Below are 26,978 nucleotides of genomic sequence, written 5' to 3'. Positions count from 1 at the left end.
TGCGTTACCGGAGCAAAACATTATCATGCCACCGCTTAACATCATTAACCTATGTCCGATCAAATCTATTTTTTTGACACTACCCTGCGCGATGGAGAACAATGCCCCGGAGCATCCATGAACCTACGCGAAAAGCTGGAAGTGGCGCGGCAAATGGAACGGCTGGGCATGGACGTGATTGAAGCCGGCTTTCCCTGCATCTCCGACGGCGACTTTGAAGCCGTGCACACCATCGCCCGCGAAATCAAAAAATGCCGCATCGCAGGGCTGGCCCGCTGCGTGAAGGCGGATATTGAAGCGGCGGCCAGGGCCCTGGAACCCGCCGGGGAACGCGCCCGCATCCACATCTTCCTGGCAACCAGCAAGCTGCACATGCAGTTCAAATTGAAAAAAGCGGAATCCGAAATTCTGCGCATGGCGGCGGAAGGCGTATCCTATGCCAAGCAATTCGTGCAGGATGTGGAATTTTCCCGGAGGACGCTTCCCGCACAGACCTGGATTTTCTGACCAAAGTCGTGGAAACAGTCATCGACGCCGGCGCCACGACCGTCAACATTCCGGATACTGTGGGCTACACTACTCCGGACGAATTCTACCGCATCATCCGCCACCTGAAAGAAAATGTGCCGAACATCGGCAAAGCCGTCATCTCCGTGCATTGCCACAATGACCTTGGGCTGGCCGTAGCCAACTCCCTGGCAGCCGTCCGCGCCGGAGCCCGCCAGGTGGAAGGAACCATTAACGGCATCGGCGAACGCGCCGGAAACGTGGCTCTGGAAGAAGTCATCATGGCCCTGCGCACCCGCGCCGGGCAATTCGGAGACGTCACGGACAACATCAACACGAAGGAAATCGTCCGCACTTCCCGCATCGTGGCCCGCATGAGCGGCATGCAGGTGCAGCGGTCCAAAGCCATCGTGGGGGAAAACGCTTTCGCCCACTCTTCAGGCATCCACCAGCACGGCATCCTCAACTGCCGGGAAACCTATGAAGTCATGGATCCGCAGGCGGTCGGCTGGGGCGCCACGGAACTCCCGCTCACCAAGCATTCCGGGCGCGCTGCCGTCAAATCCAGGCTGGAACAGCTGGGCCATGTCCTCACGGAAGAGGAAGTCAACACCGTCTTTGAACGCTTCAAGAAAGTGGGCGACTCCAAAAAATTCGTTTATGATGATGATCTTTCCGCCATTGTGGACGACTCCCTGCATGCCTCCACCGGCCTATGGGAACTGGACTTCCTGCAATTCGTGGCGGGCAGCCACGCGCGTCCCACGGCTACGGTGGGACTGCTCAAGGAAGGCAAGAAATTTGAAGACAGCTCTACAGGCAACGGCGCCGTGGATGCCGTCATCAAGGCTATTGAGCGCATCACTAAGCGCAAAGGCACGCTGAAAGGCTACAGCGTCAACGCCGCTTCCGAAGGGAAGGACGCTCTGGGAGAAGTCACGGTTCATGTGGACTTCGGCCAGCCCAAGCCCATCGTGGGCAAGGGAGCCTCCACGGACGTCATTGAAGCCTCCGCCCGGGCCTACCTGAACGCGGTCAACCGCTCCATCCGCATGGAAAACATGCCTCAGCCCAACAATCTGGACGCAGGAGCCATCTGACCCGGAGCGCCCCGGTACGCATGCGCGAACGGGGCGCACCTCCGCACGGCGTCCGCAGGACAGCTCCTATGGCTTGCTTTTCTCCTGCTTCCGTGCCATAAATTCCAAGCCTTTTACACCGTACAACCCCATGAAAGCAACACTACTCCTTCTCTGCCTGGCGTGCAGCGCGCTGGCAGCTCCTCCAACCAAAAAACAGCCGGAGCCGGCCAAACCGCTGCCTCCGCTGGAAAAAGCCACCATTGCCATTGACGGCCACCCGGAAAGCGTGGCTGCGGACGCGGAGGGCAACATCTACTTCACCTGCATCGGCGCCAAACTGGCGCCCACGGAAAAGGACAAGGACGGCTACCTGGGCGTTATCCCGCACGGCTCCACGGAACCTAAAAAGATCACGGACGTGGACACCCTGGACGCTCCCAAGGGGCTCCTGTACCAGGACGGCTTCCTGTACTGCACGGATGTGGACATGGTCTACAAGATAGACGCCAAAACCGGCACCATTGAGGGGTATGTGGACCTGTCCCCCTCCCGCATGAAATTCCTCAACGACCTGGCGTTCATCAACGGCAGGCTCATGGTCTCCTCCACGGATACCGACCAGATTTTCTACGTGGACACGAACACCAGTTCCTACGGGGAGCTGGTCACCAAGCAGCCCATCTACAAGCCGAACGGCCTGGCCTGGGACCCGGAAAGAAAAGTCATCTACCTCTGCGAATACGCCACGGATGAAAAAGGCAAGCCCAGCGGCCGCCTGCTCTCCATCAACCCCGTCTCCCGGGAAGTCACGGAACTCTCCAAGGAACGGGGGCAATACGACGGCCTGGTGTACCGTGACAACGCCCTTTACTACAGCGACTGGTCCAAGGACAAAAAACCGGAAGCCATCCGCAGGCTGGACCTGAAAACGGGGCGTTCCGCGCCGGCAGCCACCGGTCCCATTGAAGGCGCGGCGGACTTTATCCTGTATGACTCCATGATCGTGGTTCCGGGCATGGCGGAAAAGAAAATCCACATCATGCCCATCGGCGGGAAAAAATAAACCGGGCGGTTCCGCTCTTCAACTCCCCTCTCCGGGCCGCCGGCGGGCATTTCCCGCGCTGGCGGCCTTTTTCAATTTACGGCTTGAAGTACACGTGGGGATGCGCTTAGTTAATGGGGATATGAGCAAGATTTCAGACCAAATCATGGAAGGGATGAAAACCGCCATGAGAGCAAAAGACTCCGTCACCCTCAACACGCTGCGCGCCCTCAAGACGGCTCTGACGAACACGGCCATCGCCAAGGGAGGCCTGGGAACCCAGTTGGAGGAAGCGGAAGAACTGGCCGTGGTCCGCAAGCAAATCAAGCAGCGCGAAGACTCTACGGAACAATTCCGCTCCGCCGGACGCCCGGAACTGGCCGACAAGGAAGAAGCGGAAATCGCCGTCCTCAAGCAATTCATGCCTGCTGAACTCACCGCAGAGGAAACGGAGGCCATGCTGGAAGCCGTCCTGAAGGAAACGGGAGCCTCCACCAAAAAAGACATGGGACAGGTCATGAAACTCATGCAGGAACGCACCGCCGGCAGGGTCAACGGCAAGGAACTGGCCCGCATGGTGTCAGCCAGACTATCATGAAATGCTGTGCCGCCATCATTGTAGCGGCCGGGTCCTCCCGGCGCGCCGGATTTGACAAGCTGCTGGCCCCCCTGCACGGCGTCAAGGTGCTGGAACGCAGCATCCGGGCCTTTGCCAACTGCCGGGAAATCACGGAAATCGTGGTCGTCTGCCCGGAAGAGCGCTTCCGCGCCATTGATGCTGCGGACCTGGAGACGGAAATACCCGTCACCCGCGTGGACGGAGGAGCGGAACGGCATGAATCCGTTCAGAACGGCCTGGCAGCCCTTCTCTACACGCCGGAACTTGTGGCCGTGCACGACGGAGCGCGCCCCCTTATCACGGTAGAGCAAATCTCCCGCTGCATCCAGACTGCCAGGGAATGCGGAGCGGCCGCTTCCGCGCATCCCGTGACGGACACCTTGAAGCGCGCGGACGAAGAACGCTTCACCCTGCCGGAGCAGGTGGACCGGGACGGCCTGTGGTGCATGGAAACCCCGCAGGTCTTCCAATACCCGCTCCTGCTGGATGCGTATGTGGAAGTCACGGAACGGAACATGCAGGTGACGGATGAAGTAACCGCCCTGCAGCTCATCGGCCATCCCACGCGGCTGGTGCACAACCATGAGCCAAATCCCAAAATCACCTGGCCGGAAGATGTCTCCCGGGCTGAAACGCTGTTGGAACTCAAACACCTCCGCAAAGACTCATGACCGGCCTTCTGTGTACAGAACCCCGCGCCGTCCTCATTCTGGGAACGGGCTACCTGGGAAAAGCGCTGGCGGAGAGCCTGCGGAAAGCCGGTCACACGGCCCTTACGGCGGACATTGACGCACAGAAAGCCATTTATGAAGCGGACGTCACGGAGAGAGCCTCCATGCACAGCCTGGCCGCCCGCATCCCCTCCCCCCACATCATCGTCATGTGCGCCAGCACGCGGGGAGGCTCAGAGGAAGCCTACCGCAGCCTCTACATCCGCGGAACGCAGAACACGCTGGAAGCCTTCCCCGGAACGCCGGTCATCTTCTGCTCCAGCACCTCCGTCTATGGCATCACGGACGGACGCTGGATCACAGAGGAACATAACGTCTACCCCGCCTCCGGAAAAAGCGGCCTCCTCATTCAGGCGGAACAGGCGGTTCTGGCCGCGGGAGGCACCGTCGTCCGGCTGGGAGCTCTCTACGGGCCGGACCGCTGCGTGCTCGTCTCCCAATACTGCAAGAAGGGCGCGGCCCTCCCCGGAAACATGGACAGGTGGATCAACTACATCCACCGGGATGACGCCGTGGCCGCCCTGCACCTGCTCTGCACGCTCCGGGAACCGCCCACCGGCATCTACAACCTGACGGACCGCACCCCCATGCAGCTGGGAGAAATTTACTCCTACCTCTCCGGACTGCTGGGCATGCCCGCGCCACAGCCCGAACCGCTCCAGGCGGAAGCGCGCCGCGGCTTTTCCAGCCAGAGAATCTCCTGCTCCCGCCTTCTGGCCCTGGGCTGGGAGCCGCTCTACCCAAGCTTTGCGGACGGCGTGCACAACGTGCTGGAAGCGCTGGAAGCGGGGGAGAATAAACTCCCGCCGCCGCTTCTTCTCTTCATGCCCAGAAAATGCTCCGGGCAGGCATGAAAAGAGAGAGAACAAACGCAGGACGCATACCGGAACAGGCGAGGCGCCCGGCCAGCCTCCCCGCCAGTCTTTGACTCTCCCCTTTCTTGACTTGCCGGGCGCGAACAGGCAAAATCCTGCGCGCAATGCGTATCATCACAGGACTTCAACCCAGCGGCAAGCTGCATGTCGGCAACTACTTCGGAGCCATGGAACCAGCCGTCCGCATGCAGGAACGCGGAGAATCCTACTACTTTCTGGCGGACTACCACGCCATGAGCACCGTTCACGACGCGGAGACCCTGCGGGAAAACTGCAAAAACCTGGCGACGGACTTTCTGGCCGTGGGCCTGGACCCTGGAAAATGCGTCTTCTTCCGCCAGTCCTCCGTGCCGGAAGTCAATGAACTGGCCTGGATACTCGGCACCGTCTGCCCGGTGGGCCTGCTGGAACGCTGCCACTCCTACAAGGACAAAATCGCCAAGGGGTTCTCCCCCAGCAACGCCCTCTTCACCTACCCCGTCCTCATGGCGGCGGACATCCTGATGTATGACTCCGACCTGGTGCCCGTAGGCAAGGACCAGAAGCAACACCTGGAAGTCACCCGCGACCTGGCAGGCAAAATGAACGAACAATTCGGCGAAGGCACCTGCAAGCTGCCGGATGCGCTCATTGCGGAAAGCACGGCCATCGTGCCGGGGCTGGACGGGCAAAAAATGAGCAAAAGCTACAACAACACGCTCCCCATCTTCGGTGAGGAAAAAGCCGTCCGCAAGCTCATCATGAAAATCCCCACGGACTCCACCCCTGTGGAAGATCCCAAACCCACGGAAGGCTCCGTCATCCTGCAGCTCTACAAGCTCTTCGCCTCTGCGGAAGGCTATGAAGACATGGTCCGCGACTTCAAAAACGGAGGCTGCGGCTATGGCGACTTCAAAAAACGCCTCTTTGACGCCTACTGGGAATACTTCCGTCCCGCGCGCGAACGCAGGGCGGAACTGGAAGCCAACCAGGACTACGTGCACCGGACGCTGGAAGAAGGGGCCCGCAAGGCGCGGGAAACGGCCTCCGTAGTGCTGGACAGGGTGCGCCGGGCCGTGGGCCTGATCTGAACCGGGAATGGAATGCCGGGAGAACCGGGGACAGCACACGTTTTTTAGTGGCATGGAAAAGCACGGAATGTTATACAGGAAGATATGAAGAATATTCTGGTAGCCATTGATTTCTCCAACGCCACGGACGCCGTCATTCATCAGATCGGCAAACTGGCTTGCCCCAACGACAGCATCATCCATCTGCTCCACATTGTGGAACCCAGCATCTGTTATGAAGTCTCCGGCGTGCTGCCGGATGAAGTGCCTGTCCCCGTGATGGACCAGACGGAGGAAAACGAAGTCATCTCCATCGCAAAAAACCATCTGCAAAAAACGGCGGAAAAACTCTCCCGGCTGACGGACGCAACCATCATCCAGGCTGTGGAAGACGAATTTGAAATCAGCGAAGCGGTCATCAACTATGCTGAAAAACACCACATTGACATGATCGTGGTGGGCAAGCACAACCACGGCTTCCTTTCCACCGTCTTTCTGGGCAGCGTAGCCAGCTCCGTCATGCGGAAATCCCCCGTGCCCGTGCTGGTGGTTCCCGTCACCAAGGAAGAGCAGTAAAAACCGCCATCCGCACCAGTCCCGTCCCACTTCATGATTACCATACTCTTTATAGGCGATGTGGTCGGCGAACCTGGCCGCACCGCCGTGAAGCACATGCTGCCGGAACTCAAAAAGGAGCATGGGGCGGACTTTGTCATCGTCAACGGTGAAAACGCGGCCGCAGGGCGCGGCATTACGCCCCGTCTGGCGCAGGAACTGCTGCATGCGGGAGTGGACGTCATCACGACGGGGGACCATGTATGGGACCAGGCGGAACTGGCTCCTTGGCTGGACTCCGAACCGCGCGTGCTGCGCCCCGTCAACTACCCGCAGGGGACACCGGGACACGGAAGCGTGGTGGTGGAAACGCCCAGGGGAAAAATAGCCGTCATGCAGGTGCAGGGACGTTCCTTCATCCAGCCGCCGCTTGAAAACCCCTTCCTCATCTCGGAAGCGGAAGCCAAAAGACTCAGGGAGGAAGAAGGCGTGCAGGTCATCTTTGTGGACATGCACGCGGAAACCACCAGTGAAAAAATCTCCACCGGCTACAATCTGGACGGACTGGTCTCCGCCGTCATCGGAACGCACACCCACGTGCAGACGGCGGATGAAACCATTCTGGAACACGGCACCGCCTACCTGACGGACGCCGGCATGTGCGGCCCCGCCGTCGGGGTGCTGGGCCGGGAACGGGAACCCATTATCCAACGCTTCCGCACCTCCATGCCGGCCAAATTCCCTGTGGCGAACTGGCCCGTGCGCCTCTGCGGAGCCGTCGTGCAGGTGGATGAAGCCACCGGGAGGGCCCTCAACATCGCCCGCATCAGCAAAATCGTGGAAAAACCGGCCTCCTGACCATGCAGACTGCCACCGCCTTCCTCTTATCATGCCTGTTGACGGCGCTCTGCGGATGTTCCGGACACAACGGAAACGCCGTGAGGGACTACCAAAACATGGCCCACAGGGAAGGCTGGCATCGGCTTCCCGCATCCTGCTTCCTCACACCGGACGGACAGCCGGCGCTCCAGTACAGCCTGCTCCGGCAGCATCCCTCACTCACCCTCACGGAAAAGCGGGATAACCGGCAGCCCGTCACCCTCTCCTGGAACAACGGAAAACTGGCCGTAGCATGCAGAAATACGGCTGCCATCGCCATGCCCTCCTGCGGACGCATGGTCCTCTTTACCGTCCGGCAGGACGGCATCGTACGCTACCAGGATAAAAAAGACGGCATCCCCCAGCAAAACGGGGGTGGATGGGACATGCTGATTGCTGTGCATGGAAACACCTGCCTCATCTGCTGGAACCGGGGCGCAGGCCTTCCCGCCTCCTGCCGCCCGGAACAAACGGCTTCCCCCCGCTATTATATCTTCACGATGGAAAAACGGAAGGGCCCTCTGGCACCCGTCTTCTCCTTAATTCCCCACTCCGGCTCAAACACGCAGCCATGAACTATGAAGCCAGATTCGGCGGCATAGGCCGCCTGTATGGAAGGAGCGGGCTGGACATCCTCAGGAACTCCCGCATGGCCGTCGTCGGCATTGGCGGCGTGGGTTCCTGGGCGGCGGAAGCCCTGGCGCGGTCGGGCGTCGGCGCCATTATCCTGATGGACCTGGACGACCTCTGCATCACCAATACCAACCGGCAAATCCACGCTCTGGAAACCACGATCGGACAATCCAAGACGGAAGCCATGGCCGCCCGCCTCCGGCAAATCAACCCGGAGGCGGAAATCATCTCCATCAACAGTTTCTACACGGCCTCCAATGCGGAAAAACTGCTGGAGACGAAACCGGACGTTATCATTGACGCCATTGACTCCCTGATTCCCAAGGCCCATCTTATTGCCTCCTGCTACCGCAGCAAACAGCCGCTGGTCACCTGCGGCGGCGCGGGAGGACGCGTCAACCCCGCAAAAATAGAAATAGGCGACCTCTCCCGCACTAAGGGAGACCCCCTGCTCTCCAGCCTGCGCTACAAGCTCAAAAAAGACTACGGCCTACCGCTGGGGGAAAAAGCCCGGAAACTGAAAATCCCCTGCGTCTTCTCCCAGGAAACTCCCGTCTACCCCACCTGCGACGGAGAAACCTCCTGCACGCGCGACCCGGAATTCCAGGGGAAAATGGGCTGTGACTCCGGATTCGGCTCCATCACCCACATCACGGGCACCTTCGGCTTCTTCGCGGCTTCCGCCGCCATTCAAACGCTCTTAAACAAGAAAAAAACACCATCACAGCCATGAACAAACTCCTGCTTCCCCTGCTGGGGGCCGTCCTCCTTCCCGCATTGACCCAGTGCAACTCCCTGGAAAAAGACATCGCCGGCATCAACGCCCGCAATGCGGAAATCGCCCGCGAACCCAGGGGCAACTACTTCGTCGGCCGCCGTTACCATGTGCCGGCAACGCGTTTCTGGGGGTACCTGCGCCAGCCGGGCCAGACCTGGAGAACGGCCCAGCTCGTCATCATGGATGAAAGCTCCTGCCGGACTCCGGACCGCCTGCCGGAATACGCCGGGAGCCCGCGCTACGCCTATGATAACAACTATGAATACAGGGTCTACGGCAAGTACACGGGCAAATACGGCTACGAGCCTAACTCCAACCTGAGGCTGCCCATCTTCAAGCCGACCAGGTTTGAAGCTGTCAGCACCGATCCCGGCTGGCTCTTCAAACCCTCGGAAAAATATGACACCAAGGCCGTCACCCTGCGCCCGGCCATCATGCCCGTGGCTACCTCCCTCCCGGTCCGCTAAGAAAATCCCTCTTCAAAAAACGGAATCGAAAGGATAAAAAGAAGAAAAAGCTTGATATCTTCGTTCCTCTGCGCTAAAAACTCCCCGCCTTAAGGCACCCATGCTCGGGTGGCGGAATTGGTAGACGCGCTAGACTAAGGATTTAGTGTCGATAAGACGTAGGGGTTCGAGTCCCCTCTCGAGCACCATATAACCTTCTTTAAGTTAATTACTTAGAGATGGTTACTTGTTTTTGGGAGAGAGGAGCCAAAATTTTATTTTTTGACGAATTGGGGGACATTCAGGGGACATACTTGTTGTCGAAAAGCATTGTAAAATAAGAAGAAAATACTCTTTTCTCTAGATGAAAATCTACACTAATTTGTAGCTGTCTACAATGTAATGACGAAGAACCCAATTTCTTGGGTTATCGGAGATATTCAATTATCTTTGCTCCATGTACTCAAATCGTACATAGCTCTCTCGAATAGATGATAGTTTCCGGGTACCCATGTGGCTTGGACACTCGGGAACCAACATGACGGAAAAGCACTACCGGGAAGGCGTTCGTGCTGCCGAAGGCAAAGCATGGTTCAATGTGTTGCCGGAAGAAACAGGTCATCAACATGCTGTTTTTGTTGATCTCCATCTTCAGATGTAGTAATCGATTTCTGTTGTCCGTTAGTCGCCATCGAGCGCAGGACTCCTTGACTCTCTCAAGCGTTTCATTGGGTTTTCTATAAACCCGGGACGTACAAGGAATGGTGGTCTAGCTCCTCATACCAGTTCTTTGAGTTCCACCTCCAGCGAGTTCGCCGGGGTTCCACGACAGGGGCATTTTTCATATTACTTAATAAGGTTAATTGTCCTGCGTTCTTGATGAAGGCAGGCACTCCGGCATAGCCGGGAAGGAGACTCGCTGAGTCTCATCACACTTGAACGGGATATCCAAACGAGATCCCTCAACTTTACTTTAACACCCCTTCAGCACAAGTACCTGAAGGCACCATTTTACCACCGAAACCTATTCCAGCTTCACAATCAACAATGAATAATTCTGCTATATATATTACTGTAGGTAATCCGTACCAAAATTCATCAGAAGTTCCTCTTACCCACGAAGACGCAATTCATGAATTAGCCAAAGATGCTTTCACGCTAAACGGTATCACCTCTCTTCCCAGAATCACTGTGGACAAGATGGTTTTTTCTGCTACTTACACATTACAAATCGACCCTGCATTTTCGACCATTCAAGAGAAACACTCCATTCTCAAGCATTTGGTCGAGACACTCAGTAGCTCGACCAACTGGAAGGAAAATACGCCCTATCCAAGGGGACTAATATACGGAGGATACTCCGACATTGAGGAAGAAGAAAAGGCATCACGAAAGCCACGTTTTAGTGAAACGAGTATCAGGAAAATTGGTTACAAGGTACATCCAAGAAAAGATTATCAGCCTTATTACTGCACAGGACGATTCCCGGATAAATTTTCCTTTATCTCACCAGCAACTCTGGCGGAACCAGCAAAGCCTGATACATTAACTAAACAGCTTCATCTCCCGGTAGAAGATGAGAAAAGCTTCGATCAAGGCCATTTTTACAACTATATGAATATTTGGATAAAGACGGCGCCATTATACACTGCGAGCTGAAGTGGACAGTCAACATATTCTGCAACCCGCAAAGATCACTTTACCATCACCCGGAGCTTTCGACAGAATGGAGTAATACGCCAGAGGGAGTAATACGTTCGTTCTACAGGAATCCTGAGATCAAAGCAAACAAGGACAACATCATTCCCGGAGACATGAATCAGGATATCTTTATCCAAGGGATGAAGAACACATGTGCTGGAGTATTGCGAATTGCCCACGAATCTTTGGTTCATGCTGTTAATGAAACTCGGATGAAGGAATTCGTGTGTGATGGCTATTTATCTTGGGAGAGCTCTTTGTCTAGTGGTGACATCAAGCTCGTTGAGACAGACTGGGCATTTCCCTGCAATGATGCTCCCTGTTTTATTTCAACCTTGCGCAAAGTGTTAAAGTCGACTGGGAAAAAAGTTACATCCCGAGATTACGGGAAAAACAATGCTACTGACGAACCTCGAAATGCGGTTGTCGCCTACTGCAAAAGAGGAGTAGAGCTGTCTATTTACGCAGAAAGCTTGAACATGATCCGTGCAGAGCTGCGACAAAAAGGAAAAACAGGACTTAATGCGTACAGGATAGGCGGATGTTCTATGGCAACATATGTTAATCCGCCTGTTTTTGAAGCACTCATGGAAAGAGTTTTTTCTGGCAATGAGGTCAGCACATCATGCATTGAGTAAGATAATAGACAGTATCCCTGCTTTTGAATTTAAGGATCCACAGGAAGATCCTAGTGGATTCATCGCTTGGATGTGGCAAAGTGAGCCCAGAGAAAAGCATCAAGAAACCGTGCAGGAAATTATCAAATGGTCCATATCTGGATGTGACCTTCACACTAGCAGTCTGTCGAAGAAGGCCCAAAATTTATTACGTCGCCTCGCTGCTAAAAAAGCACTTCTTAGTTAGATCAAAAACATTCTATCCTCTCTTCTAATCCTGAGCTCAATAACTGTAAGACATAGCCTTCCGGGGCAGGCATACGCCTCAACGGTTCAATGCTACGATACGGGTCTCATGGTTACAGCCGAGCGAAGCCACCATCCCAAGAACCCATGAATAATTCTCCCATCGACGTATTCATTGACCTGCCTTCCTCCCCGGGGCCTGTACCAGCAGGCAGGCTATGGGCGCACTTTCACCACGTCACGCAACACGCTTTTCACGTAACGCACCCATCAGAAGATAAAAAAATTGCATGCCCCCGCCAGGAACTCACACGAAAGCGCAAGTTCCTGGCGGCTATAGCTGATTATCCAAACGCCGGAGTTAGTATTCTGGCCGGGGCAGCAGTGCCTTCTTCCTCTCGCGGCTGAACCGGAGTCACCATAGGCACTTCGACAGGAGGTTGCGCCGGGGCAGCGGTTGCCTCGTCTGCGACAGCAGACTCGACAAGCTCTTCTGACCTTGCCTTGTCGACTTTTTCGCTGTGTAAGACGACAAGCGCTCCCTGGCGCCCTTGACAAGTCCTCAGGATGACTTGACGCCTTTATAGACACCTCCCTCCATCTTATGGCTTACATGGCGTGTGACCTCACACGCAATAAGAGCCATCACAGAGGCAGTGACGATACTGGCTTCGACAACATTCGTGATGCTGTCCGTAACAGGATATTCGGATTTCGTATTCATGATCTTGGATAAATGATTCGAGTATAATTACTCTCATCAAGTATACATAGCACGAAAACGCCTGTAATTTCACAAATAAAAAGCCCCGGCTCGAAAGTCGGGGCTGCTCTATGAATATATAGGCAATGGAAGTTATTCTTCGTCGTCAACAACGGTGAGTCCAAGCCCATGAGGTCCTGCCGGATTTCCATCCGGAACAGGGTAAGCCGCCACAGCCTTTGGCGTCGGCGCAGGCGACATCTTATCCTCCGGTTCTTCCTCCTCAAGGCCGGCCAGGGCCTCTTCATCGGTCGGATTGCGGAACTCCTTGAGCAGGTCGCGCATGATCTTCACACGGTAAGCGCAAGGCATTCCGAGGATGTTCGTATTGCCTACCGTGATGATGCAGCCGTGTTTGGCGACAAAACGGATATCCTGGGCGTACTCCCGCAGAGCGTTTCATCCAGCCGCCTTACCTGATGGGAAAGACTGTAGATGGACATAAATTAACACAATATGCTGATATTGTATCAATTATATATAACGCGCAGAATTTCCGTTTTACAAAGAGGTCAATTGGGCCGTCCATTGTGTGATCCGTATGACAGAAATGCATTGTGAAATAAGGGTAAAAACGGCCTGAAAGTGTACACACTTTGTACCCAGGTTGGGGTCGTTTCATGAAATTGACCACTTCCCCATCAAAAACAAGAAACCCTCTCCAAGCTATTTACTTGAAGATGGTTATTGTTGGTGTACCTGAAAGAATTCGACTCTGTACTCCTTTCAGACCAGAGTTTACTTGGCAGATTTCCGAATTGACCTATCTGCGAGGTGAAGCTGCAGAGGAAACGAATTAAAGAGTATCGCCGAACGCTTCTCTGAAATTTGTTTTCACAGGAGCCTTGATTCCTCCGGGGTTTGGTTGGGTAATCTGGTTGTTGGATGGTGGGGTATAAGTACCTGTATGTTGGGCAATCATATTCTTCAATGTCTTATTCACAGAATGCTGTGAAGCAGCACTCAGCAATGAAAAATCCGGAGTCCATGTTCCGTCAGATTGTTTGGTAAAATGGCCGCGAACAAGGATGCCGCTCCCCACAAGACGAGAATCAAGCATAATGGTTTGAGCGATATCAGCTTCATGTACGATATCTACGAGGCGTTCTTCATGAATAATTCCAATTTTACCGGGAAGGCCAATGGGATTGACTGTATAGCCTTTGAGTCTGGAGGAAGATATGTGTCTAAGGTGTCTAAGCACATATTGAACAGTGGCTCCTCCCAGAGAATGCCCGACAAGAATAAACTGGTGTTTGGGATATTTTCCCAGAAGTTCGCGAGTAACTCGTAAGGCTACTATAAAGCGCCCCATGTGTTCCAGCTGCTCATCAGAAAAAATCATTTGCCCATCGTCCAGGGCATCGGCAAGAGTCATGCTGCCCCTGAAAAGAATATAGACAGTATTCGTTATTTCAAGGTTGCCGGGATAGGGGGAATTCAGAGAACGATTCGCCTTGGCCATCAAGGCATAGGTCAATCCCTCATCGTTCAGGTTCGGTTTTTCCAGAAGGAAATATCCCTTGTCCTGCAGACGAGTTAAATCATTGCCCCAAGCGTTCGCATCCAGATAGACAAAGGAAGCCATTTCCGTCATATCAATCAATTCCTGCCGCTCCTCGTAAGGAAGAGTATGAAAGAGGGTCATGGAGTTCCAGGGCGATTTGTCTACTACTTCCTGTTCAAAGAGTTTGATAAAAACTCCAAAGACGATCAACATCATAGGAATGTACAGGAAAAATGCGACAAACGGCCCGAAGCTCTTTGATATGATCTGGTAAGGCAGCTTTAAGATCGTAAATGCGGTTGACCCGAAAAATTTGATTAATCGGGCAAATACGGCAAAAATACCCATAGCATTCAATTATCTGCTTCGTCCCTCTTGTTCCCGGCTGCGTTCCTTCTCTTCGAAACGTCCCTGCTTTTCTTCCCGAAAGCGATCTTGTTGAAACCGTTCACGTTCCTTTTGGCGTTCCTTCTCGGCTTCCTCATGCTGTCTGGCTCTCTCTTTTTCACGACATTCCTCCTGCCACTGACGATATTGCTCTTCCTTTGCCTCTTGAGTCTTACGTTGTTCCTCCTCCCATCTCTGTTGTTCCGTGTGGTCGTCTTCCCGGCCCTGGTTCATTTCCTTTCGATTTTCCATGCTCTCTTGCCGGGCTTTTTGCTCCATGGCTTTGGCACGATCCAGTTCCATTTGGGCTTCATGTTCCTCCTGTTTGGCCTTTTCCACCTCATTATTCAGTTCTTCAAGCTTTTTCTGATGTTCTTCGAGGCGTTCGTTGAAGGGACGTCCATCATCCGGAAAATTATCCTGATGTGCATTGCGTTTAGATTCGATATTTTTGCGTTTTTCTTCGCATTCACGTAAACGATCTTCTGCCTGTTCTCTCATTTCCATGGCTGTCTGTTTATTTTCTTGTGAAATTGTTGCTAAAATAGGGGTTGGAGGAAGCTTTTCCAGAGAACATGTGATCGCTGTAATAAGTAAGGCGTTCCGCCAGAATGGGAGGAATACCCTGGACGAAAGTGAGCACAGCTTCGCGATTCAGGCGACGAACTTCGTCTGGATTGAGAAGGTTTCGTGTAATTTCCGAAAATGATTCGCTTTCACTCTTATTTTTGACAAATTCCGTAAACTTGCCGCTTTGACTGTGAGAAACGGATTTGCTGGTTATGGTGGCCGCCCCCAGCATCTCGGAGATATACTTGGCCGTTTCGTGATCGTTAATACCGAAAAACTGCTGAATCTTGGCATTTGCCAGAAAGGTAGGCCAGTCGTGTTCATACAGTGCTTTAAGCTGGGAAAGATCCTGCCATACCATCCAGATGCTCATGCCGTATCCGGCCAGCAGACTCACCGCTTGTTTCATCATGGGCAAAGAACCCAGCTGGGCCATTTCGTCCAGCATGAAGAGAACAGAACATCCGTCTACCGGTTTCCGGCTGCACCTGGTCATCGCGGACATGGCCATCGTGACCCACAGACGAATAAGGCGCGAATAGCGTACCAGATGCTGCGGAGGAATAATCATATAAATGGAAACCCCTCCTATGTTTTTGAGATCGGCCAGGTCATACGTACCGATACCACCGTCATTCATATCCCCCAGAGATTTGCAGGCCAGCCCCGAGTCCAGGAATTCCGTGTGCTTGAGGGCATTGGATATGATGCTCTTTAATTCTTCATTGCCGGTGGAGAGGATTTCATTGCCCGCACGGCTCAGCAACCCTCCTACAGCAACCGTGTCCTGGCACATGGAATCCAGAATGAAATTCCCAATGACGTGGAAAGGTTGAGCCAGTAACTCCCGCACTTCGGACAGATGACGCAAGCGGTGCGGACCTTTCCCGCAGATAACGGCAAGAATAAGTCCTCTGAGCAGGGTACGGGCCTTGTCATCCCAGTGCGGATCCTTGGCGCCGGCATCTCGCACAATGATAGCATCGGCAATATTGGCGGCGATATCGCCCAATTCCGGATTTTGGGTGAGATAGGTAGACGTTGGTTTCCGATAGTCGACAAGGCTGTCAAGCGGGTTAATGCTGTCCGTTTCTTCCGTCATCACATGGAAAGGATCCAGACAAATGATTTCCTGACGGAACATTTTGCGGCGGAAGTCAGCCGTAATGGCGTAATTTTCCCCTTTCGGGTCAATGACCAGTACAGAGCCGGGATAGTGCAACAGATTCGGAACTACCAGACCTACGCCCTTGCCGGAACGCGTAGGGGCTACTGTAATGATATGACCATCTCCTGACCAACCCAAAAGCTGATTTTCATGTCCATTGCTGATCAGGCTGAACAAACCGGACATCAGTGACCCCATGGAAGCCTCATAGCCCTGACGTATGCCGGATACCAGTTTTTCAGGATTGACCAAACGTCCCAGCACCATGCAACGATTGGCCGGTTCCCGTTCCACAAAGTCCCGTCGAATTCGGCTGTTGATAAAACAATCCGGCGAATGTTGGAAATTGGGGAAAGTAAACAGGCCTTCCTCTGCCAAATCATGAGCATTCGCCCATCGGGCACTCCCGTAACAGTCTGTATTTTTATTGGCCATACATGTATTATTTGCTTTCCGTCACTCTCTTCTGTGAAAGAATCCACAGAAGAGGATCTTCTACGCGCAAAGCCGGCTCCTTTGTGCTGACGCCGAAGAAAAGCTTTCGAGTGAATACTTTGCAGGCTTCCATAATGTTCACATCAGCCGCTGCCACCCAACTTTCCATTTCACAACTCACCGTTTCCATTTCTTCCTGATCAAGCGAGCCCCGGTACGAGCTATCGCGGCATACCAGACGTTCGGTTGTTTTCAGTCTCCAACGGCCTGTGTAATTGATGTCCGGGCATGCCAATGCATCAAGTTTGGAAACGGCAACAGCCAGCGGTACTGCAGGACATGCACGCCCCAGCTTCAAGAGGAGACGATGGGGTTCCGTTCCGTTCAGAGGCGGCAAAACGATGTTGGTTGTTTCCAGTTCATTCCGCAGTGCTTCAACCTGCAAAGGATCCACAAGACAAACAATACCCGAAAGCGCTGTCATGAGGGCGGGAGAAAGCTTTTCTTCGGTGACTTCGGCGAATACGATCAGGCGTCCCTTGTCTGACTTTCTTTTACGAATCAGATACATGGAATTTTTGCTTGAGCCAGCATCTTGTTCCATAATCGTCCAGCCGCATATCTCACTAAGCTTGCGAAGTTGATTGATCACAGCGCGGATATAACTGCTTTTTCCTGAACCGGCCGTACCGGCAATGGCTATGATGAGCGGCTTGCCCTCTCTGTTAGCCGATATGCCCCCTTTACAAATCGGGCACGCACGGAATGACAGGATACGGTCGCAGATCTTGCAGGTACTTTTGTTATTTCTGGTGCATGAAATGCTTGAAGGCGTACCGCCGATTCCCAGCTTTTGCAAAACGGAAGGGGCGGGGGGAGGCAATTTATCTCCGCAAGAAGGTTTGAAAAACAACAACTCCTTGTCGTTGATTTGCTTGTAACAATGTGGGCAATATAATTCGCCAGCCATATGTTTATTCTATGGAAAGAGATTTGCGATTGAAAATCAAATCGTAGTGCGAGTCTTCAGATACAAAGGGCATGAAGCAATTACCGGTTGCAACCATGTTATCCGGAATGGAGACTGATGCCCGGGATTGTCCGGAGGCTTCAACTGCCAGAGCTTTCTTCCCATCCTGTCTGGAAAGAGGAAATACGCGACGAGCGCACCGTACCTCCATGGCAGGAATGCCTTTTTTGCTTTTTACTTCAAATACCCACCCTTGACCACGTTTAGCTATCCGGCAGTTCACCCTGTTCCCTCCGCCCGGAGCGGGAGAATACACGTTGCGCGGGGCAGACCAGCTTGAAGAGGACGTATGCCCCACTTGCATGAAAACGGAAAAATAATAATCCTTGTCTTCCATGACGGGAATAATGAGCTCATGTGCTTGTTCGGAGCCGTTACGTTTGGAAGTACGTATCTCATTGGCGTTCAAGTCATCCGGATTTTCAACGAATGATTTGTTTCCATAGACTATGGTCACTTCGCTGCAGCCTTCCGGCCAGGTCCATTGGAGGTATATTCGGCCTGGATTTCTGCGCAGGCGAAGATTTTGCAATCCGCCGTGCCGGCCCGTACATATGAGAGCAGTATCACCCTTGATCACCAGAGGAATGAGGAACTTCCCGCAGAGATTGATTTCTCGAAGTATGGTAACCTGGGCATCCTTGTCGGTTTCTCCGACTGTTTTGAAACGATTGGCTGTTACTATGCTGCCTGGGGTAATCGGCACTTTGTCGGAAACCATCCAGCGCACTTCATCAGCGCCGGAAGGCAGTTCCCAATGAATACGGATATCTGTTCCCAAACATTTGTAATTCCACTGGTCAAGTTCCAGTCTCGGCGGGGGAAGTTGAGGCGTACCGGAACCATGGGCGGTTAATTCGTGTCCGCTGCCATACAATACCAGCAGATATCCGTACTCCCGGCCATTGGTCAATCCGGTATCATGAAAACTGTTACTGCCTCCATCGACCGGCAGGCGTGTGCCATCATTGATGGATTCAGGTTCTCCCCCTTCTTTTCGGATGAGAGTGGCAGACCACCCTTCCGGTAATGCGCACCATGTGAGCCGGGCGCTGCCATCCCCCATGGAAACATGGAAATCCGCTTCCGGCAGCACCATGCCCTTGCCGCCCGCAAGGCCCTTTAGAATGCGCTTGTTCACTACGGCAAAAACGGCGTAGCCATATTCCACGCCAGGTTTTGCCAGCTTGTCCGTACAAGGAGAGGCCGCACCGCCGCCAAGCTCTTCTCCATCATCCGGACTAACGGGAATCCCATTGCGTTTGCGACGCAGCATGTAATTGATCGGAGTACCGTTGGCATCCGGCAGGCGGTCAAGTTCATTTCCTTGATGGCGAGCCTTGAGCCAGACGATTTCCAGCTCTTTTCCTGATGCCCGCACACTCTTGATGACCGGAGGTTCCAGCGTATCCAGCAATTTGGCTGTTCTGGCTTTTCCCAGTTCATCCAGAAGCGCACGGGCCGGCACATAATCCGGGTAGGTACGCAGAATCCCTTGTATTTCTTTCTGAGCCGTATCCAGTTCTTCACTGCTTCCCTTAAGACTATTTCCGCATTTTTCCAGACTTTCATACACTTTCCGGGCAGCATCAAAGTAGGTGCCGCACTGACGGCATTGTGGGCTTGAAGCATGAATGGGCTTTCCGCATTTCGGACACATGATACGGAATAATTCACCGCATTGAGAACATCGGCTGCTGTTGGCTTCATTTCTGGACTTGCACTTCGAGCACTCCGTGAATTGTTCCTGCCACGGGAAAGGAACCTTGTCCTTGCCCTGACAACACCGGCGGTATACCAGCCACTGCGCGTCTGCGGCATCCAGCCCCTCGGCGCATAGGGTATCGTATAACCTGGTGTAGTATATGGGCGATATGGTACCGGGTGAACCCTCCACATAGTTTGGAAAGGCAGCAAACACACGTTCGCAAATTTCCTGCCCCCGCCATGCGTAATCGTAACGTTTCTTTGATTCTTCGTTCTTGAAGTATTTGGCGCCAATAGTCGTAATCTCTACCTTAATGGTATTGATCGGATTATTGGCGGATCCACCCTTGTTGGGTTCTCTGCTCTTATCCGAATTGATTTTGAGCAGTTGCTCGGGCGAAAGAGAATTCTTGCAATTCAGATACTCATAAATACTAGCTTTTCCCGCAGCTTCCAGGCAACATTTCAATTTCTGAATATCGCGAGACGCAGAAATCAGGTATACAGGATGGCCGTTTGCCGGTTGGGGAGGGACCCTGAGAGCTTTACATGATTTGTCAACCGCCTGACTGCTGATGACAATGCCCAGTTCATCGGCAAGAGAGGAAACCGAATCTATTTCCAGCTGTACATTATTGCAGATGTTCCGGAAGATTACCCTGGAAATCTGACCGTCGACAGCGGCGTTTTGCAGGAAATTTCTGACTCGTTTTTGTTCATTCTTCAGGGCTTCTTCTGCCTGCTTTTGAAGAGATTGAGGATTTGAAAGAACCTTTTCCATCTCGGGAACGGCTTCCATCCATGTCTTCCTCAAAACATCATCCTGAGGGGCGCTGCTCCACTCGGCAGTGCATTGCTTGAGCCTGGCCAATGCGTTGTCAACATTGGTCTCCAGAGGATTGAGGGATAAATTCAGGATTTCAAAGTAATTTCTTTTTTTCATACCCGTTTCAACAGAAAATAAAGTGAGTGGAAAACTCTCAAGAGAGAAGTTATTCGATGGTAGCTCGCTCCAACTCTTTCCTCATGGCGTTCAGCTGTTCCGCCGGAATTGTACAGGCCGTCTGAACTTCTCCTTTGATTTCCTGACCGGAGGCAGGATCCCGTGAGAAGATGGTGAGCAGCCCGCTTTCATCCAGCTTGAAAACGGTTTCTATGGGAGACTCAGCCGGGAGTCCCGGTTGAATAGGCAGATTTCCTTCCCAGATGAGACGAGCGTCGTTGGGATCAATTCCTTCTCTATTGAGTTTTCTCTCTTCTTCGGGTGTGGCTGGATATTCAACCAGATTATCCACTACTTGTATATGTACGGTACTTTGATTGTCTTCAATAGTATAACTGGGCATGTTTGCTTCGACAGGCAGGTTGGTATTCCGGTAAATGAGGTTATAAATACGCGACACCTTATCGGAGTAACGGAGTAAAATTTGACCGAAGCTGCGGCTGCATACATTGGAACATGGAGTCAGTATGTTGCTGACCGCTTCCAGGGTAAATCCGCTGTCATCCGCCAACTCCTGAAGCTTCCCTTCCGTTTCCAGCGTAAATTCACCGGTATCGTCTGCTTCTAGAGTGAATCCATCTCCAATCTGTTCGCGCATCAGATGAGCCAGTGCGGAGATAGCTGCACCCTTGGCTACCGATTCGTCCGGATCATAGGAAATGGGAGTAATCCCCAATTCTCTTTCAACTGCAACGGAAACCTGAGGCATGTAGGTACTGCCTCCCACCAGAATGATTTCATCGATTCTGTTTACTCCCTTTCCCCGGGCAATATCCAGGGCGCGTTTCGTTCCACTGATTGTACTTTGAAGAAGGGATTCCGTCTCTGAATCAAATTCTTCACGTGTGATGTGGGCGTATAGTTTTTCGCCTTCGAATTTATAGGAAACCTGTGCCTCTGTACGAGATGTAAGTGTTTTCTTGGCCTTTTCAGCTAATAACTGCATATCCTGACTGGCGGCAGGGTCAGACAAGAGGTCGATTGCGCTTTCCGACGACATCTGCAAACGGTCCACCAGCATTCCTTGCATGACTTCATCCCAGTTTTTTCCACCCAAGTGATGATTGCCATCGGTACAGACTACATTCAGTCCCTTGGGGGAAACATTAATAATGGTCACGTCGAAGGTTCCTCCACCCAAATCGTAGACCAGAATATTGCGTTCTTCGGCATGGTGGTTTTGGGTGAGTCCATAGGCCATGGCGGCGGCAGTGGGCTCATTGAGTATTTCCAGAACATTGAGGCCGGCAATCTCCCCGGCCGCCTTGGTGGCTTCGCGCTCCTGATGGGAAAAGTAGGCCGGACAGGTAATAACCACATCCTGAATTTCCTGACCCAGACGCTCGGACGCATCATTCACCAGTTTACGCAGAATGCAGGCCGAGACCTGCTCCGGCCTGTAAGAACCCTTTGAACAGGAAAAGCGGTAGTTCTCCGAACCCATTTCGCGTTTAATGAAGGTACACACTTCGCCGGGACTCATGGAAGCCTCCTGCTTGGCTTCATCGCCTACGACAATTCGATCGTCATCGAACCAGACAACGGAAGGCGTCGTGCGTTCGCCTTCACTGTTCAGCAAAACCTGGGGTCGGCCATCCCTGCCCACATATGCCACACAGCTGTATGTTGTGCCCAGATCAATTCCCACGGCTATCCTGTTCATGATTTATGTTGGTTAATCGACCATCTCCAGATCGGCTACAACTTCCTCCAGCTTTTTCCGTTCTTCTTCACTGAGGACTCCTTCTACCTGGAAGGGCACAACAATTTTCTTGTCATTAGTAACATCCCGGGCAGTCAATTCGAGCCGGCCTTCAGGATCCAGCGCGAATGTTACTTCAATAGGAGCCCCTGCGGGCAAGCCGGGAGTCAATTCCATGGTTGCTTTACCAAGTTCCAGGCAACAGTCCAGATCCGCCTGTTTTCCCACAATGTTATTGGAATAGACGATGAGAGGCAGAGTGGCTGCATTAGCGGCAGAAACAGGGAAAGCTTGAGTATTGTTACAAGGAACTTCATTCTGTTTTTCGATCAGGTTGTAACAGACAAATTTACCTTCCTTGTTCTTCACCCGAATACCGATACTTTTGGAAGCCACCGTAATCATCTCGGTGTTAACCGCAGTTTCAATCGTTTCAGGTGCCAACGAAAATTCGTCTGCAACTTTCTTATTTGCCTCGTCTTCGAGTTTTCCTGTCGGGGTATCGGGATTTTTTTCCTTCAGATCTTTAAGAACCTTTTCATAAAGATCCCTGATAGCCTTATTATTCCCATAGAGGGCAGCGCCCTTGGAAACAGCATGGTTGGGCTCATACAGTTTGGGCTCTACCCTCAAAGTGTCCTTGTAGCGGCTGTTAACCATCTCCATCACCTGCGGCATATAGGTAGAACCGCCGACCAGCAGGAATTCATCTATTTTTTCCACACCTGTTTTTTCACGAGCCATGGCAATCATGGCATCCGTGAATTCTATCGTACGGTTAAGCAGAGGCTGAGTCGCTTCATTGAATTCCTCCCGAGTCACACTCACCTTGCTCTTGCTGCCGTCGCAGCAGGTAATGCGGGCAGTAGCTGTTTCTTTCTGGCTGAGACTCATTTTTGTCTTTTCCACTGTCGTGATCAAGGCAGCCCTGGTTTCCGGGTCGGCCATCAGGTCACCTGCCTCGGGGTTTTCTATGAGAAGCTTTTCAAGCAACAGGTCACGCAGAGCGGCATCCCAGTCAGCCCCCCCAGCTTGTGATCTCCATCGGAGCAAATGACCTTTACTCCCTTGGGAGAAATCTCCACGACGGTCACGTCGAACGTACCGCCGCCCAGGTCATAGACGATGATCTGCCTTGTCTCCTGTGTTTCTCCCTGATCGTTTCCGGTTATCCCCATTCCGTAGGAAATAGCTGCGGCAATGGGCTCGTCCACAACGGCCAGTACATTGAGTTTTGCCAGTTCGCCGGCTGCTTTCGTGGCCATGCGTTCGGCTTCATTGAAATAGGCAGGGCACGTGATGACGACATCCTTTACTTCGTGGCCGCTCATTTCAGCGCCTTTCACCATGTATTTAAGAATGAGGGAAGAAATGGATTCGGGAGAATGTTCCTTATCCAGGAAAGTTTTACGCCAGGTTGTTCCCATTTCACGCTTGATCAGGTGGACAAAGTTATCCGGATCGGTATAGGCGGATTCCTTGGCACCTTCCCCGACGACAATACCGCCATCTTCAAAGAAGACGGCGGAAGCTGTAATGGAACCGCCGTCCGGGTTATTGATGATTTCAACATTGCCGCTGTCGCCCACATGGGAAATGGCGGAATACGTGGTACCCAGATCGATACCGTATACTTTGATTTTAGTGTTTTCGCTCATAATGAAAATATGTGTGATGTCATGGAATGGATGGCAGAGGAAAAAGTGATTATTCCGTTGCCAGTACGTAGACGGCTACTTTTTCGGGGCGGATGACTTTTCCGTCTTTTTCGAATCCCCAGCGCAAAGAGGCCTGAATGGTTTTGGCCAGGGAAGGATCGTCGGTCACAACGGTCTTGAGTACGCTGTGGCGTTTGTGATTGAAAGCGGCCCCTGCTTCGGTACGAAAGGAATCGATGTCGTTGTTTTCGAGCAGGTCGCGCAGGTCTTCGGCATGGGCCAGGACCAGTTTCTGGAGCTTGGCATAGTTTTCCGGAGTGGCTTCCAGAGCGCTGTAATGTTCGGCGCTTCGTTCCGCACCGTCGATCTCAGCAATAAGATCCATCACGATAGCCTTGTTGAGTTTTTCATGTATTTCACGGCGGTAGGCATCGAGTTCCTGATATTGCCTGTCAATGATTTCCTTTTTGGAGGCGTCATAGCGCATTTTGCTGTTGAACTCTTCCTGAAGGCTGGATATTTGCGATTGCAGGGTGGTCAGGATATTCAGTATGGGAGTCTGGTCAGCTGTCGCCTGGTGAGGGGTTGGCTCTTCAATGACGGACTGAGGAGAAGAATCCGGGGCAGCTTCCGGAGAGGATTCCAATTCAGGGCTTGTCTCCGAATGAGTATCTGACGCAATTTCCTCCGGCACGGCTGCAGGAACAGACTCTGGTGAGGATTCCGCTTCAGCATCTGATCCGGTTTTGCTCTCCGGTGTGAATTCCTGCCGCAGCTCGACTTCGGAGACGGGGCCTTCTTCCGGCTCCATTTCCTGTGGAGATTCCGGTTGATCCTCCTGCTCCGAAGCGGTTTCCGGAACGGAAGAACCTTCCATACCGGAATTTTCTATTATGATATTTTCTTCAGCTGATTCAAATATGCATTCGCTGATGCAGTCTTCTGGATTATTCTGGTTAGTCATGATGGTGGTGTATGAATTGATGGAGAGGGAAAGATAAGTGCGGGATCAGGCGGGAATATTTTGTAACAGCCATTTGGCGAGAGCGTAAACGCCGGGACATTCGTTCAATTCCTGGTCGCTGGAGGAGATGGAAAAAAATGCCGTATTTCGGAAAAGATCGGCTTTTCCGAGAACATCAGCCCATTGAAGGTCATGAAGGAAATGACGGCAGGCGGCTTGATCCGCACCGGCATCAAGCTCACATGCTCCATCAAAGGGAAGAATCTTGCCATTCGACCGGATGACCACGGCGCATTTAAGCTTTTGCAATCTTGCTTTGTAGGCCGTGCTCATCAGTTCATGCCACTTGTCGAAGGCTTGTGCAAATGAGGCGCTGCCAGCCGTTTCTTCCACCACAAAAACGGCGCCTTGCAAAAGAGAGTAGAAGGGCATGGCATCCAACGAATTAATAGAGGCCGCATCGCTTCCTTCGAAATCGCAAATTTGCAGGCAAAGCGCAGGTTGTTTGTCGTTTCTCTTGCGGCTGAGCAACAATTCGATGTAGTTGTATCTGGGTTGAGTGCAGGTGGAATTGATGCGAGGAGTATCGTACGCGTACCACCGGGGTACGGATACGTTTCCCAAGGCTGAAACAAGGGCTCGCAAAAGAGAAGTCCTTGTTGTATCCGAACCGGCTACACAGGTGACAGGCAGCATGCGGACCCCATTTTCATTCGTTTCTTCGCTGGAAAAACGGGAAGTTTGCAGTTTAAAGAAAGATAGAGGAAGAATGAAGAGTGCGGACAGGAGAGCATATGCAGCCAGAACAGCCAGAGAAACGATCGGGCGCATGATGTAGACTTCCACCATGGATACCAGCCTGACCAACAGGTTTCCCTGAGCAGATAGCTCCCGGTAAACCTTGACAGGGGCAACGATGCTGGCTTTACCGGCTCCCAGAAGTGTTTGCGACCAGATTTGCAGAGCAGTGTTCAGTCCCTTGCTTCCGGCATATTTATGGCGTGTAATACGGTTGATTGAGAGAATATTGGACAGAACCATTCCCAATACCCACAGACTGTATCCTGCGTAGAAACCGTACTCGATCGAGATATCTGCCACTCTGCGCGTTTCCTCCTCCAGATAACCGGAGATGATAAAACTATACAGCAACGAACCACCGATAAGAAGAACAAAGGCGAGACGGCCAAAGTTGATGTTGGACGGTTTATTCATGTACCGTTATCACGTAGGAGACAAACGTAATGAGGAAGCTGGCTACATATTTCCCAGTTCTGCCTCAATATCTTTGATTGCCGCGTTGATCGATTCCTTATCCTGTAGTGAGGAAGAGGCTTCCTTGCGGGCTTGCAACTCGTTACGTTTTTTCAGAAGATCGTTTCGAGTATTAGCGTAACTACTTGTCGTCTTTTTTATCTTATTGTATGTCGCTTGTTTGATCGACTGTTCCGACAGTAGACTTTGACGGCGCTCCATAGCCTTATCGGGAGACCAGAAAATACCTCCTTGGGTGGGATCTCCGGTAGTGCTGCAGGAGGAGAGCAAGGAACAAGCGACAACAAAAACGCTTGTTAGACAGAGGTGATTGTTCGTATTCATAAGAAAGGCAGGTTCATTAAATGGGAATTTTTTCGGAAATATAAGATTCGTGTCTTACCGGGCCTGGTGGAGCCAAGCCCGGTAAATAATTTTTGACTTTTATGCAGAAAGGGTAGAAAGAGCTTTCTTGTGTTTTGCCAGAGAATTGATTTCATGACTGAGCGTGCTGATTTTGCCTCGCAGAGCGATTTTTTGATTGCCGGAAGCATTATCGGCTGCTTTTCGCGCCAGGGTTACTTCTTCATTGAGAATAGAAATGCGCTTATCTACTTCCCTCGTCATTTTTTGTGATTTTGTTTTGACGTCGGAAGAGGCGAGATGCCTTTTTTCTTTTTTCAGATTGGCAATAGACTGAGCCAATTCCGCGTTTCTGGATTTCGTCTGTGCAATGAGCTTGTCCATAACCTGATTGCTGTGTCTGATTTGTTCTTCTACACTGGCGTATTCTTTTTTCTGCTGGACAACGTAATCCCCCCAGAACCAGCCGGCGATTGCGCCAATGCTCCCCCAATGGCAGCTCCGATAACAGTAGATTTAGTATCACCTCCTATAGCCTGACCTGCCAGAGCTCCCACACCAGCTCCGCCAGCTGCTCCTATTCCCGTAGCCTGAGCATACGTCTTTGTTGTATCTGACATGTTGGCACAGGAACCCAGACCGAAGGTTAGTACGCCGGCTTCCATGAGTAATACGAATGATTTCTTAAAGTAATGTTTGTTGTTCAT

26 protein-coding genes, 1 tRNA gene and 2 pseudogenes are annotated in these 26,978 nt (G+C 52.3%); 15 read left to right on the top strand and 14 right to left on the bottom strand.

Annotated elements, in window-relative coordinates; translation table 11 throughout:
- Positions 1-51 precede the first annotated feature (51 nt).
- The 15 genes and pseudogenes from PVA48_RS11160 to PVA48_RS11090 all read left to right on the top strand — a co-directional run bounded on the left by PVA48_RS11160 (position 52) and on the right by PVA48_RS11090 (position 11,535).
- Positions 52-1,607: pseudogene (locus PVA48_RS11160) on the top strand (2-isopropylmalate synthase).
- 130 nt (positions 1,608-1,737) lie between these two features.
- Entirely contained in the window at positions 1,738-2,652 is a 915-nt protein-coding gene (locus PVA48_RS11155) for an SMP-30/gluconolactonase/LRE family protein (protein ID WP_022397020.1), read from the top strand.
- A gap of 121 nt (positions 2,653-2,773) precedes the next feature.
- Entirely contained in the window at positions 2,774-3,229 is a 456-nt protein-coding gene (locus PVA48_RS11150; protein ID WP_022397019.1) for a GatB/YqeY domain-containing protein, read from the top strand.
- Complete coding sequence (gene ispD, locus PVA48_RS11145; RefSeq protein WP_102726756.1) at positions 3,226-3,921, top strand: 2-C-methyl-D-erythritol 4-phosphate cytidylyltransferase; 696 nt, start codon at positions 3,226-3,228, stop codon at positions 3,919-3,921. Before PVA48_RS11150 ends, ispD begins: the two co-directional genes overlap by 4 nt.
- Positions 3,918-4,835, top strand: coding sequence for an NAD-dependent epimerase/dehydratase family protein (locus PVA48_RS11140; RefSeq protein ID WP_423231740.1), 918 nt, complete (start codon positions 3,918-3,920; stop codon positions 4,833-4,835). The genes ispD and PVA48_RS11140 overlap by 4 nt, the downstream gene beginning before the upstream one ends.
- Positions 4,836-4,960: 125 nt before the next feature.
- Entirely contained in the window at positions 4,961-5,926 is a 966-nt protein-coding gene (gene trpS / locus PVA48_RS11135) for a tryptophan--tRNA ligase (RefSeq protein ID WP_102727999.1), read from the top strand.
- An 84-nt stretch (positions 5,927-6,010) separates the two neighbouring features.
- Positions 6,011-6,481: a universal stress protein gene (locus tag PVA48_RS11130; RefSeq protein ID WP_022397015.1), complete on the top strand. Its 471-nt coding sequence runs from the start codon at positions 6,011-6,013 to the stop codon at positions 6,479-6,481.
- A gap of 33 nt (positions 6,482-6,514) precedes the next feature.
- The gene (locus PVA48_RS11125) at positions 6,515-7,318 is read left to right on the top strand and encodes a TIGR00282 family metallophosphoesterase (protein WP_102721361.1); all 804 of its coding nucleotides are present in this window, start codon (positions 6,515-6,517) and stop codon (positions 7,316-7,318) included.
- 2 nt (positions 7,319-7,320) lie between these two features.
- Positions 7,321-7,914 (top strand): hypothetical protein, encoded by a 594-nt coding sequence (locus tag PVA48_RS11120; RefSeq protein WP_022397013.1) that lies wholly within the window; start codon positions 7,321-7,323, stop codon positions 7,912-7,914.
- Positions 7,911-8,705 (top strand): tRNA cyclic N6-threonylcarbamoyladenosine(37) synthase TcdA, encoded by a 795-nt coding sequence (gene tcdA / locus PVA48_RS11115; RefSeq protein WP_102721360.1) that lies wholly within the window; start codon positions 7,911-7,913, stop codon positions 8,703-8,705. Before PVA48_RS11120 ends, tcdA begins: the two co-directional genes overlap by 4 nt.
- On the top strand, positions 8,702-9,217 hold the full coding sequence (locus tag PVA48_RS11110) for a hypothetical protein (protein ID WP_022397011.1): 516 nt from the start codon (positions 8,702-8,704) through the stop codon (positions 9,215-9,217). Before tcdA ends, PVA48_RS11110 begins: the two co-directional genes overlap by 4 nt.
- Before the next feature lie 102 nt (positions 9,218-9,319).
- Positions 9,320-9,405 (top strand) — tRNA-Leu (locus PVA48_RS11105).
- Positions 9,406-9,734: 329 nt separating this feature from the next.
- Positions 9,735-9,857, top strand: coding sequence for a hypothetical protein (locus PVA48_RS11100; RefSeq protein ID WP_257228590.1), 123 nt, complete (start codon positions 9,735-9,737; stop codon positions 9,855-9,857).
- Between the two features lie 386 nt (positions 9,858-10,243).
- Positions 10,244-10,855 (top strand): hypothetical protein, encoded by a 612-nt coding sequence (locus PVA48_RS11095; protein ID WP_102749432.1) that lies wholly within the window; start codon positions 10,244-10,246, stop codon positions 10,853-10,855.
- Positions 10,819-11,535 carry a hypothetical protein gene (locus tag PVA48_RS11090; protein WP_423231739.1) on the top strand — a complete coding sequence of 239 codons (717 nt, stop codon included), beginning with the start codon at positions 10,819-10,821 and terminating at the stop codon, positions 11,533-11,535. Before PVA48_RS11095 ends, PVA48_RS11090 begins: the two co-directional genes overlap by 37 nt.
- A gap of 1,081 nt (positions 11,536-12,616) precedes the next feature.
- On the opposite strand, the gene PVA48_RS11085 is transcribed toward PVA48_RS11090, so the two are convergent.
- From PVA48_RS11085 to PVA48_RS11020, 14 genes and pseudogenes are all read right to left on the bottom strand, one after another.
- Complete coding sequence (locus PVA48_RS11085) at positions 12,617-12,808, bottom strand: hypothetical protein (RefSeq protein WP_102727997.1); 192 nt, start codon at positions 12,806-12,808, stop codon at positions 12,617-12,619.
- 511 nt (positions 12,809-13,319) lie between these two features.
- Positions 13,320-14,378, bottom strand: coding sequence for a DUF2974 domain-containing protein (locus PVA48_RS11080; protein ID WP_102727996.1), 1,059 nt, complete (start codon positions 14,376-14,378; stop codon positions 13,320-13,322).
- Positions 14,379-14,387: 9 nt separating this feature from the next.
- Positions 14,388-14,924 carry a hypothetical protein gene (locus tag PVA48_RS11075; RefSeq protein WP_146021069.1) on the bottom strand — a complete coding sequence of 179 codons (537 nt, stop codon included), beginning with the start codon at positions 14,922-14,924 and terminating at the stop codon, positions 14,388-14,390.
- Positions 14,925-14,934: 10 nt separating this feature from the next.
- The gene (locus PVA48_RS11070; protein WP_102727994.1) at positions 14,935-16,590 is read right to left on the bottom strand and encodes a type IV secretory system conjugative DNA transfer family protein; all 1,656 of its coding nucleotides are present in this window, start codon (positions 16,588-16,590) and stop codon (positions 14,935-14,937) included.
- Between the two features lie 7 nt (positions 16,591-16,597).
- Positions 16,598-17,560: a hypothetical protein gene (locus tag PVA48_RS11065; RefSeq protein ID WP_146021068.1), complete on the bottom strand. Its 963-nt coding sequence runs from the start codon at positions 17,558-17,560 to the stop codon at positions 16,598-16,600.
- 4 nt (positions 17,561-17,564) lie between these two features.
- Positions 17,565-20,270 (bottom strand): zinc ribbon domain-containing protein, encoded by a 2,706-nt coding sequence (locus PVA48_RS11060; RefSeq protein ID WP_423231738.1) that lies wholly within the window; start codon positions 20,268-20,270, stop codon positions 17,565-17,567.
- Between the two features lie 49 nt (positions 20,271-20,319).
- Positions 20,320-21,993, bottom strand: a complete 1,674-nt coding sequence (locus PVA48_RS11055; RefSeq protein ID WP_102727990.1) for an Hsp70 family protein — start codon at positions 21,991-21,993, stop codon at positions 20,320-20,322.
- A 12-nt stretch (positions 21,994-22,005) separates the two neighbouring features.
- Entirely contained in the window at positions 22,006-22,437 is a 432-nt protein-coding gene (locus tag PVA48_RS11050) for an Hsp70 family protein (RefSeq protein ID WP_423232523.1), read from the bottom strand.
- A 219-nt stretch (positions 22,438-22,656) separates the two neighbouring features.
- A pseudogene (locus PVA48_RS11045) lies at positions 22,657-23,690 on the bottom strand (Hsp70 family protein); the annotation flags it as partial.
- Positions 23,691-23,739: 49 nt separating this feature from the next.
- A complete protein-coding gene (grpE, locus tag PVA48_RS11040) occupies positions 23,740-24,654 on the bottom strand; it encodes a nucleotide exchange factor GrpE (protein WP_102727988.1) in 915 nt (304 codons plus the stop codon).
- 45 nt (positions 24,655-24,699) lie between these two features.
- A complete protein-coding gene (locus PVA48_RS11035) occupies positions 24,700-25,869 on the bottom strand; it encodes a hypothetical protein (RefSeq protein WP_102727987.1) in 1,170 nt (389 codons plus the stop codon).
- 42 nt (positions 25,870-25,911) lie between these two features.
- Complete coding sequence (locus PVA48_RS11030; RefSeq protein WP_146021067.1) at positions 25,912-26,253, bottom strand: hypothetical protein; 342 nt, start codon at positions 26,251-26,253, stop codon at positions 25,912-25,914.
- A 99-nt stretch (positions 26,254-26,352) separates the two neighbouring features.
- Entirely contained in the window at positions 26,353-26,655 is a 303-nt protein-coding gene (locus PVA48_RS11025) for a hypothetical protein (protein WP_423231737.1), read from the bottom strand.
- 29 nt (positions 26,656-26,684) lie between these two features.
- Positions 26,685-26,978 carry a hypothetical protein gene (locus PVA48_RS11020; RefSeq protein WP_423231736.1) on the bottom strand — a complete coding sequence of 98 codons (294 nt, stop codon included), beginning with the start codon at positions 26,976-26,978 and terminating at the stop codon, positions 26,685-26,687.

This window comes from Akkermansia sp. JRP_AM1, assembly GCF_049262625.1.
Classification (GTDB): domain Bacteria; phylum Verrucomicrobiota; class Verrucomicrobiia; order Verrucomicrobiales; family Akkermansiaceae; genus Akkermansia; species Akkermansia massiliensis.
Note: the sequence above shows the minus strand (reverse complement) of the source record. Positions and strands in the feature narration are given on the sequence as shown.